The organism is Achromobacter sp. Bel (genome assembly GCF_012928505.1).
Taxonomy (GTDB): domain Bacteria; phylum Pseudomonadota; class Gammaproteobacteria; order Burkholderiales; family Burkholderiaceae_B; genus Achromobacter.
Genome location: NZ_JABBJN010000102.1, coordinates 1 through 8,554, shown reverse-complemented (window position 1 = coordinate 8,554; position 8,554 = coordinate 1). Strand labels below are relative to the sequence as shown.

Annotated in this window: 8 protein-coding genes; 5 read left to right on the top strand and 3 right to left on the bottom strand. The window is 68.6% G+C overall.

Annotation, left to right across the window (positions count from 1 at the left end; genetic code table 11):
* Window positions 1-133: 133 nt before the first annotated feature.
* Genes HG262_RS30265 through HG262_RS30255 form a run of 3 tightly spaced genes read left to right on the top strand, consistent with a single transcriptional unit; the run spans window position 134 to window position 2,640 of the window.
* Window positions 134-1,345 (top strand): Tm-1-like ATP-binding domain-containing protein, encoded by a 1,212-nt coding sequence (locus HG262_RS30265; RefSeq protein WP_169274511.1) that lies wholly within the window; start codon window positions 134-136, stop codon window positions 1,343-1,345.
* 11 nt (window positions 1,346-1,356) lie between these two features.
* Window positions 1,357-2,187: a phosphoenolpyruvate hydrolase family protein gene (locus HG262_RS30260; RefSeq protein WP_169274510.1), complete on the top strand. Its 831-nt coding sequence runs from the start codon at window positions 1,357-1,359 to the stop codon at window positions 2,185-2,187.
* 9 nt (window positions 2,188-2,196) lie between these two features.
* Window positions 2,197-2,640: an SRPBCC family protein gene (locus HG262_RS30255; RefSeq protein WP_169274509.1), complete on the top strand. Its 444-nt coding sequence runs from the start codon at window positions 2,197-2,199 to the stop codon at window positions 2,638-2,640.
* Here HG262_RS30255 and HG262_RS30250 read toward each other — a convergent pair.
* Window positions 2,637-3,605 carry a LysR family transcriptional regulator gene (locus tag HG262_RS30250; protein ID WP_169274508.1) on the bottom strand — a complete coding sequence of 323 codons (969 nt, stop codon included), beginning with the start codon at window positions 3,603-3,605 and terminating at the stop codon, window positions 2,637-2,639. The genes HG262_RS30255 and HG262_RS30250 overlap by 4 nt on opposite strands.
* 128 nt (window positions 3,606-3,733) lie before the next feature.
* On the opposite strand from HG262_RS30250, the gene HG262_RS30245 reads away from it, so the two are divergent.
* Both HG262_RS30245 and HG262_RS30240 read left to right on the top strand, forming a co-directional pair.
* Complete coding sequence (locus tag HG262_RS30245; RefSeq protein ID WP_169274507.1) at window positions 3,734-5,197, top strand: D-aminoacylase; 1,464 nt, start codon at window positions 3,734-3,736, stop codon at window positions 5,195-5,197.
* Between the two features lie 37 nt (window positions 5,198-5,234).
* Entirely contained in the window at window positions 5,235-6,194 is a 960-nt protein-coding gene (locus tag HG262_RS30240; protein ID WP_169274513.1) for a tripartite tricarboxylate transporter substrate binding protein BugE, read from the top strand.
* A gap of 6 nt (window positions 6,195-6,200) precedes the next feature.
* Here HG262_RS30240 and HG262_RS30235 read toward each other — a convergent pair whose 3' ends face one another.
* Entirely contained in the window at window positions 6,201-7,589 is a 1,389-nt protein-coding gene (locus HG262_RS30235; RefSeq protein ID WP_169274506.1) for a sulfite reductase subunit alpha, read from the bottom strand.
* Window positions 7,590-7,593: 4 nt separating this feature from the next.
* Window positions 7,594-8,550 (bottom strand): FAD:protein FMN transferase, encoded by a 957-nt coding sequence (locus tag HG262_RS30230; protein ID WP_169274512.1) that lies wholly within the window; start codon window positions 8,548-8,550, stop codon window positions 7,594-7,596.
* Window positions 8,551-8,554: the final 4 nt, after the last annotated feature.

The window sequence follows — 8,554 nt, the reverse complement described above, 5'->3', positions numbered from 1 at the left end:
GCTTGGCGGGGTGGGAGGTTTGACGTGAGACAGGTGTCTCAGTATGATTCTTTCGTCTCATTTCTTGATTCTACAGGCCTTGCGGCCTCACATATCGAGGCGCGCACCGAGTGTAGCCGCCCGCGGAGGAGCCATGACGCAATCGAACCGGCGGGTGTTTGTCGCCGCCACCTACGACACCAAGGGCCACGAAGCGGAATACGTGGTGGATCTGCTCAAGCGCGACGGCCTGGACGTGGTCTCGGTCGACGTGTCCACGTCGGGTGCCGCCAGCGCCGCGCAGGTGCAGGCGCAGGAGGTGGCCCGCAGCCATCCCGATGGCCCGCAGGCGGTGTTCACCGGCGACCGCGGCACGGCGATCGCCGCCATGGCGCTGGCCTTTGAACGCTATGCGGCGGGCAACGGCGCCATCGGCGCCTTGCTGGGCCTGGGCGGGTCGGGCGGCACGGCGTTGATCACGCCGGCCATGCGCGCGCTGCCTATCGGCACGCCCAAGCTGATGGTGTCGACGATGGCCTCGGGCAACGTCGCGCCTTACGTCGGCCCCTCTGATATCGCCATGATGTATTCGGTGACCGACGTGGCCGGGCTGAACCGCATTTCCCGTCGCGTGTTGGCCAATGCCGCCGGCGCGATCGGCGGCGCGTTCCGCCAGGCGGGCGTCGCCATCGAAGACGATGGGCGGCCCGCCGTGGGCATTACGATGTTCGGGGTGACCACCGCCTGCGTGCAGCAGGTGACGCCGTTGCTGGAGTCCCGTTACGACTGCCTGGTGTTCCACGCCACGGGCACGGGCGGCCAGTCGATGGAAAAGCTGCTGGACAGCCATTTGCTGAGCGGCGTGCTGGACCTGACCACTACTGAAGTCTGCGATTTCCTGTTCGGCGGCGTCCTGGCCTGCACCGAAGACCGCTTCGGCGCCGTGGCCCGCACCCGTGCGCCCTATGTGGGGTCCTGCGGCGCGCTGGACATGGTGAACTTCGGCGGGATGGATACCATTCCCGAACGTTATCAGGGCCGCAAGTTCTATCCGCACAATCCGCAGGTGACGCTGATGCGCACCACCGTCGAAGAGAACACCGCCCAAGGCGAGTGGATCGCCGCCAAGCTGAACCAATGCGAGGGTCCGGTGCGCTTCCTGATCCCCGAAGGCGGCGTATCCGCGCTGGACGCGCCGGGCCAGGCGTTCTGGGACCCCCAGGCCGACGCGGCCCTGTTCGCCGCGCTGGAGGCCAAGCTGGTGCAGACGCCGCAGCGCCGGCTGGTGCGCGTGCCCTGCCATATCAACGATCCGCTGTTCGCCAAGACGGCGGTCGACCACTTTCTTGAAATTGCTACCCATTAAGGATTGCCCTCATGCCCCGTTTCGACCGTAACGACCTGCTGGACAAGTTTCGCGCCATGGTGCGCGCACGCACGCCCATCGTGGGCGGCGGCGCGGGCACGGGCCTGTCGGCCAAGTGCGAAGAGGCGGGCGGCATCGACCTGATCGTGATCTATAACTCGGGGCGCTACCGCATGGCGGGCCGGGGCTCGCTGGCGGGCCTGCTGGCCTACGGCAACGCCAACGAGATCGTCGTCGACATGGGCCGCGAAGTGCTGCCCGTGGTGAAGCAGACACCGGTGCTGGCCGGCGTGAACGGCACCGACCCGTTCTGCGACTTCGACGTGTTCCTGGACGACCTGAAGCGCCAAGGCTTTTCCGGCGTGCAGAACTTCCCGACCGTGGGCCTGATCGACGGCACCTTCCGCGCCAATCTGGAAGAGACCGGCATGGGCTACGCGCTGGAAGTGGACATGATCCGGCTGGCGCACCAGAAGGGCATGCTGACCACGCCCTATGTCTTCAATGAAGACGACGCGGTGGCGATGACGAAGGCGGGCGCGGACATCATTGTCGCGCACATGGGTCTGACGACGGGGGGCGCGATCGGCGCCGAGACGTCGCAGACGCTGGACGATTGCGTGGCTGCGATCGACCGCATCGCCGCCGCTGCGCTGGCGGTGCGTCCGGATATCATCGTGCTGTGTCACGGCGGGCCCATCGCCACGCCGGAGGACGCCGCGCATGTGCTGCGTGCCTGCAAGCATTGCCATGGTTTCTACGGCGCCAGCTCGATGGAGCGCCTGCCCACCGAACAAGCGCTGACCGCTGCCACGCGCGAGTTCAAAAACCTGACTTTCTAAGAGGGTCTCATGCCGCATACCGTCCACATCAGTGCCATCATCCATGCGCCGCTGGATAAAGTCTGGCCGCTGTTCCGCGACTTTGACGGCCTGGCCGGCTGGCATCCCGGCGTGGCGCAAAGCCGGCTGGAAGCCGGTGGCCGCCACGACGCGGTGGGCAGCGTGCGGCATCTGACGCTGGCGCCTTCGGGCTTCGTGCGCGAACAGCTGCTGATGCTGGACGATCCCGGCACGGCGCTGCGCTATTCCATCATCGAGACCGACCTGCCGATGCGCGACTACGTGGCGGGCGTGTCCCTGCGCCCCATTACGGAAAGCGGCCACACGCTGGTCGAATGGTGGGCCGACTTCCGCGTGGAAGGGGCGCCGCTTGCCGACGTGGCGAAGGCTGTGGGGCAGGGCGTGTTCGCGACGGGCCTGGCGGCGCTGGACGTGAAACTGCGCGCCGGCTAGGGCGCCGCTTTCTTTCCTGCCGGCACGCGCTTGCAGCCGGCCGGCAGCGGCGCATCGCGCAGATAGTCGTGGATGGCGCGGATCAGCGCCTGCGCGGCGGGGCTCGACGGATACTCCTTGTGCCGGATGATGCAGACCGTGCGTACGACGGTCGGCCGCGCCAGCAGCGCGTAGGTCAGCCCCGGCTCCAGCACGCGTTCGGCGGCCAGCGCCGGCAGCAGCGCCACGCCCAGCCCGGCTTTTACCAAGGCGGCCTGCGACGTGGTGCTGGATGCTTCATAGAACGGCGCGCCCGCCTCGATGGGCAAGTCCGCACGGGCGCGCAGCAGCGCCATGATCCCCGTTTCGTCCACCACCCCCACCAGCTTGCGTCGCGCCAGGTCCGACCAGCGCAGGGTGCCGTCGCGCCCCGGCCGCAGGCTGTCGTCGTCGGCACGGTACAACACGCCGAACCGGTCTTCCAGCACGGGGTCGAAGCGCAACCCCGGCGCGTCGGCCCAGCGGCTGGTCAGTCCGAAGTCCACCTCGCGCGTGGCGACCTTGCGCTGGATGCGGCCGGAATTGTCGTCGCTCAGGTATAGGCGCACGGCGGGATATTGGGCGGAAAAGCCGGCCGCGGCGGGCGCGATGATCTGCGTGATGGCCGACGGCGCGGCCGCGACGCCGACGCGCCCGCGCTCAAGCGCCCCATAGCGCACCACGTCTTCGATCACGCCGTCGAAATCCGCCAACAGCCGCATCACGCGGGGCAGGAACTCTTCGCCGGCCGCGGTCAGCAGCACGCGTCGGCTGGTGCGCGCAAACAGCTGGGTGGCCAGCGCATCCTCCAGTTGGCGCACCAGGCTGGTGACTGACGATTGTGTCTGGAACAGGCGCTTGGCGGCATGGGTGAAACTGGATTCCTGCGCCACCGCGACAAAGGCGGTCAAGTGCTTCAGGGTGACATGCTTGGGTAGGCGATTCATTGCAAATGACGATAGATGGATCAATAAAAACAATTTTTCCAGATTGATCACGCGAACGATACTAGGGACTATGCGAGGCTCCTTTTGGCCTCAACAGGCCCAGGGGCCTTTCTCCACGCAGGACACTCATGCGGCACGAAACATTGGATCTGATCATTGAAGGGGGATGGGTCATCGACGGCCTGGGCGCACCCCGGCGGCGCGCCGACGTGGGCGTGGCGGGCGAACGCATCGCGACCATTGGCGACTTGTCCGGCGTGGCCGCTGCCCGCCGGCTGGACGCCCGGGGCAAGATCGTGGCGCCGGGCTTCATCGATGTGCATGGCCACGACGACCTGATGTTCGTCGAAAAGCCGGGCTTGGAATGGAAGACCAGCCAGGGCATCACGTCCGTCGTGGTGGGCAATTGCGGCGTCAGCGGCGCCCCGGCGCCGTTGCCGGGCAACACGGCTGCGGCCCTGGCCCTGCTGGGCGAAACGCCGCTGTTCACGGACATGCAGGCCTATTTCGACGAAGTGCGCGTGCAGCGCCCGATGATCAATGTGGCGGCGCTGGTCGGCCATGCGAACTTGCGCCTGGCCGCCATGCGCGACCCGGCGGCGGCTCCCACGCCAGACGAGCAGGCCGCCATGCAGCGGATGCTGGCGCAAGCGCTTGCCGCCGGCGCGGTGGGCTTCAGCACGGGCCTGGCGTACCAGCCGGGCGGCATGGCGGAATCCGCCGAACTGGAGGGGCTGGCCCGCGTGGCGGCTGCCCACGGCGCGCTGCATACCAGCCATATTCGCAATGAAGGCGACGAGGTCGAAGCCGCCGTGGACGAAGTGTTGGCCGTCGGCCGCCATACGGGCTGCGCCACCGTGCTGTCGCACCACAAGTGCATGATGCCGCGCAATTGGGGCAAAAGCCGCGCCACGCTGGCCAACATCGACCGCGCGCGCGCCGAAGGCGTGGACGTAGCGCTGGACATCTATCCCTACCCGGGCAGCTCCACCATCCTGATCCCGGAGCGCGCCGAGAGCATCGACGATATTCGCATCACGTGGTCCACGCCGCATCCCGAATGCAGCGGCGAATCGCTAGCCGACATCGCGGCGCGGTGGGGCTGCGATAAGACGACCGCCGCGCAAAGACTGTGCCCGGCGGGCGCCATCTACTTCGCGATGGACGAGGCCGAAGTGCGGCGCATCTTCCAGCATGAATGCTGCATGGTGGGCTCGGACGGCCTGCCCAATGACGCCCATCCGCATCCGCGCCTGTGGGGCAGCTTCACGCGCGTGCTGGGCCGCTATGTGCGCGAGGCCGAGCTGCTGACGCTGGAAGCCGCGGTGGCCAAGATGACGTCGCTGCCGGCGCGCGTGTTCGGCCTGGCCGGGCGTGGCCAGCTCAGCGAGGGGGCATGGGCGGACATCACGGTATTCGATGCGGACACGGTGGTGGATCGCGCCACGTGGGAATCCCCCACGTTGGCGTCCGCCGGCGTCGAACACGTGCTGGTCAACGGCCATCCGGTGTTTCCGGCGGCGGACGGCGCGGCGCGGCCCGGAAAGATATTGCGCCGGGAACCCGCCGCAGGCGGCCAAGATACCGAATAACAACAGCAACCATCCTTCAGGAGACAACCCCATCATGATGATGCGCAAGACTTGTACGGCCCTGCTGCTGGCCGCCGTGCTGCCCGCGGCCCACGCCGCCTTTCCCGACCATCCCATCACCCTGATCGTGCCGTTCCCGGCCGGCGGTCCCACCGATATCGTCGGCCGCGTGGCGGCGGCGAAAGCGGGCGAGATCCTGGGCCAGCAGATCGTGGTGGAAAACCGCACCGGCGCGTCGGGCACCATCGGCATGGTCGCCACGGCCCGCGCCAAGCCGGACGGCTACACCGTAGGCCTGGCCACGGTCAGCACGCACGGCACCGCGCCGCACCTGTTCCCCAACCTGGCTTACGACCCGGTGAAGGATTTCACGCCCATCAGCAACCTGGTCACCAGCCCCAACATCCTGAGCGTGAACCCGAAGTTCCCCGCGCAGACGCTGGCCGACTTCGTGGCGCACGTGCGGGCCAATCCGAACAAGGACGGCTACGCCAACGCCGGCGCGGGCGGCGTGAACGACCTGGGCATGATCTGGTTCCTGCAGATCATCGGCGGCAAGATGAACAGCATCTCGTACCGAGGTTCGGCGCCCGCGTTGACCGACACCGTGGGCGGCGTCGTTCCCGTGATCTTCGACAATTTCCCGTCGTCGCTGCCCTACCTGAAAAGCAAGCATCTGCATGCGCTGGCCATCACGGGCACCGAGCGCAACCCGCGCCTTCCCGACGTGCCGACGTTCGCAGAGCAAGGCTACAAGGACTACGACGTCACGGCCTGGTACGGCGTGGTGGGGCCGGCCGGGATGCCGGCCGATGTGCGCGACAAGCTGGCCCAGGCGTTTGCCCAAGCCGTGCGCGATCCGGCGACCGCGGCGAAGATGGAAGAGACGGGCGCGTTCCCGCTGGGCAACACGCCGGCGGAATTCGCCGAGCAGATCCGAAGCGAACGCGACCGCTGGAAGACGGTGATCGACCGCGCGCAGATCAAGCTGCAGTAAGGGCTGTCAGTAGACGTCGCGGCGGTAACGGCCGCCGTGCTGCATGGCTTGCAGGCGGTCGTCGCCCAGAATGTCCTGCAAGGCGGCATCCACGCCGCTTGCCATGCCTTGCAGGCTGCCGCAGACATAGATGGCGGCGCCGGCGTCCACCCAGGACCGCACCGCGTCGGCCTGTTCGCGCAGCACATGCTGCACGTACCGGCGCTGGGGCTGGTCGCGCGAGTAGACGGCGTCCAGGCGTTCCAGCGTGCCGTCCTGCCGCCAGGCCGCAATGTCCTCGTGACAGAAGCGGTCATGCGCGGCGTTGCGCTCGCCGAAGATCAGCCAGTTGCGCCGGTGGCCGGCAGCGCGGCGAGCCTTGATGAGGGCTCGCAGGCCGGCCAGCCCGGTGCCGTTGCCCACCAGGATCATCGGGCGTCCGTCGTCGGGTGCATGGAAATTGCGGTTGGCGCGCACGCGCAGCTCGATCCCGTCGCCGGCTTGGGCGATGTGGGTCAGCCAACCGCTGCCCAGGCCCAATCCGCCGTCGGCGTCGCGCATCTGCCGCACCAGCAGCTGGATGGCGCCATCTTCCGGCAGGGAGGCGATGGAGTATTCGCGGTGTGCCTGCACCGGGCCGCCGCGTGCTTGCCGGGGGCCGATCTCGGCGATATCGCCGGCCATCCAGGGCGGCATGCCGTCGGCGGGCGGTGTCAACGTCAGCAGATAACAAGGGCCGCCCTGGCTGTCGGGATTCATCAGGCGGCGGTCCGCCAGGCGCCAGGTGTCGTAGACCGGCGCTTGCCAGTCAGGCAGGTCGCTGCGGCCGGCCAGCAGGCCCAGGTGATGCTGCCAATGGCGCAGCGCCGCCGGGTCGCCGTTGTCTACTTCCACCAGATCGAACAGCGGCGTCGCGCCTTGCGCGTGCAGCCAGTCGTCAAGCCGGTGGCCGAAGCCGCAGAACTGGGCGTATTCGCTGTCGCCCAGCGCCAGTACGGCGTATTGCATGCCGGCCAGCGCCGGGGCCGCGTCGGTGGACGTTGGCGAGGCCTGCATCTGGCCGGCGAAGGCCGCGGCGGCGTCGGGCGGGTCGCCTTCGCCATAGGTGCTGGCCACGAACAGGACGCGGCGATAGGTGGCCAGGCGCGCGAGGTCCAGCTGGTCAAGCGCCGCTACGCGAACCGTCAGTCCGCCGGCGCGCAGGGATTCGGCCGTCTGCGCGGCCAGCGTCTCGGCGTAGCCGGTCTGGGTCGCGTAGGCGACCAGCAATGTGTCTTCGGGCGTGGGTGCGTTCAAGGCTTGCAGGGCCTGCGCGTGCACGGTTTCCAGCCGCCGGGCGCGCCGCCATGCCCATAGGCAAAGCAGCAGCCAAAGCCCCACTACGCATGCCGCAGCGATCAACCGGGTCAGGCTCATGGGGTCAGCGAGGCAGCGCCAGCGCCTGGAACGCCGGCGTGGCGATGACGCGATAGGCGTCGGGGTCGCGCAGGATGAAGAGGGCCGCCAGGTCATGGCGGCGGGCATAGGCCAGGCCGTCCGCTTCGCCCAGCACCGTCAGCACGGTAGCCAAGGCGTCGGCCTGCATGCAGACCGGGTGCAGCACGGAAACCGAAGCCACGTTGTTGCGCACGGGCTGGCCGGTACGCGGGTCGATGGTGTGGGCGTAGCGCGCGTCGCCGCTGCCGGCATGGCGCCGGTAGTCGCCTGACGTTGCGATGCTGCGGTCTTCCAGCGGCAGGGCCAGCGCGTGGTCGTCGCTGGCGTCCGGCACTTCGACGGCCACGCGCCAAGGCTGGCCGTCGGGCCGCTTGCCGCGTGCGCGCAGTTCGCCGCCCACTTCCACCAGGTATTGCGTGATGCCCAGCGCCTCCAATGCCATCGCGGCGCGGTCCACGCCGTAACCCTTGGCGATGGACGACAAGTCCAGATACGCGCCGCCCGGTTGATAGGCGGCCTGCGCTGCGGCATTCAGCGCCACGCGCCGCCAGCCGCAGCGCAGCCGCGCCGCGTCGACGGCGGCAGGCGAGGGGGGTTCAAAGGCGCGCTGATGGGGACCGAAACCCCAGGCGTTCACGAGCGGGCCCACGGTCGGGTCATAGGCCCCGGCGCTGTCTTGCGCCAGCGCCATCGCATGGCGCAATACATGGAAGAACGCGTCGGGCAAGGCGCGCCAGCCAGCGCCTGCCTGATTGAACAGGCTGATGTCGGAGCCGGCTTCCCACGTGCTCATCTGGGCCACGACCTCGTCCAGCGCGGCCTGGACCGCCAGCCTCGCCGCCTGGTCGCTGCACCCGGCGGGCAGCGCCATGCGCGCCGACCAGGTGGTGCCCATGGTCGCGCCGGCCAGCGCAGCCGGCGCCGCCAGCGCGGCCGGCATGGCG

Bases quoted from the DNA above. Each gene is read 5' to 3' on its own strand.
- HG262_RS30235 (WP_169274506.1), bottom strand. From the start codon at position 7,589: ATGAGCCTGACCCGGTTGATCGCTGCGGCATGCGTAGTGGGGCTTTGG.
- HG262_RS30250 (WP_169274508.1), bottom strand. From the start codon at position 3,605: ATGAATCGCCTACCCAAGCATGTCACCCTGAAGCACTTGACCGCCTTT.
- HG262_RS30255 (WP_169274509.1), top strand. From the start codon at position 2,197: ATGCCGCATACCGTCCACATCAGTGCCATCATCCATGCGCCGCTGGAT.
- HG262_RS30245 (WP_169274507.1), top strand. From the start codon at position 3,734: ATGCGGCACGAAACATTGGATCTGATCATTGAAGGGGGATGGGTCATC.
- HG262_RS30240 (WP_169274513.1), top strand. From the start codon at position 5,235: ATGATGCGCAAGACTTGTACGGCCCTGCTGCTGGCCGCCGTGCTGCCC.
- HG262_RS30260 (WP_169274510.1), top strand. From the start codon at position 1,357: ATGCCCCGTTTCGACCGTAACGACCTGCTGGACAAGTTTCGCGCCATG.
- HG262_RS30230 (WP_169274512.1), bottom strand. From the start codon at position 8,550: ATGCCGGCCGCGCTGGCGGCGCCGGCTGCGCTGGCCGGCGCGACCATG.
- HG262_RS30265 (WP_169274511.1), top strand. From the start codon at position 134: ATGACGCAATCGAACCGGCGGGTGTTTGTCGCCGCCACCTACGACACC.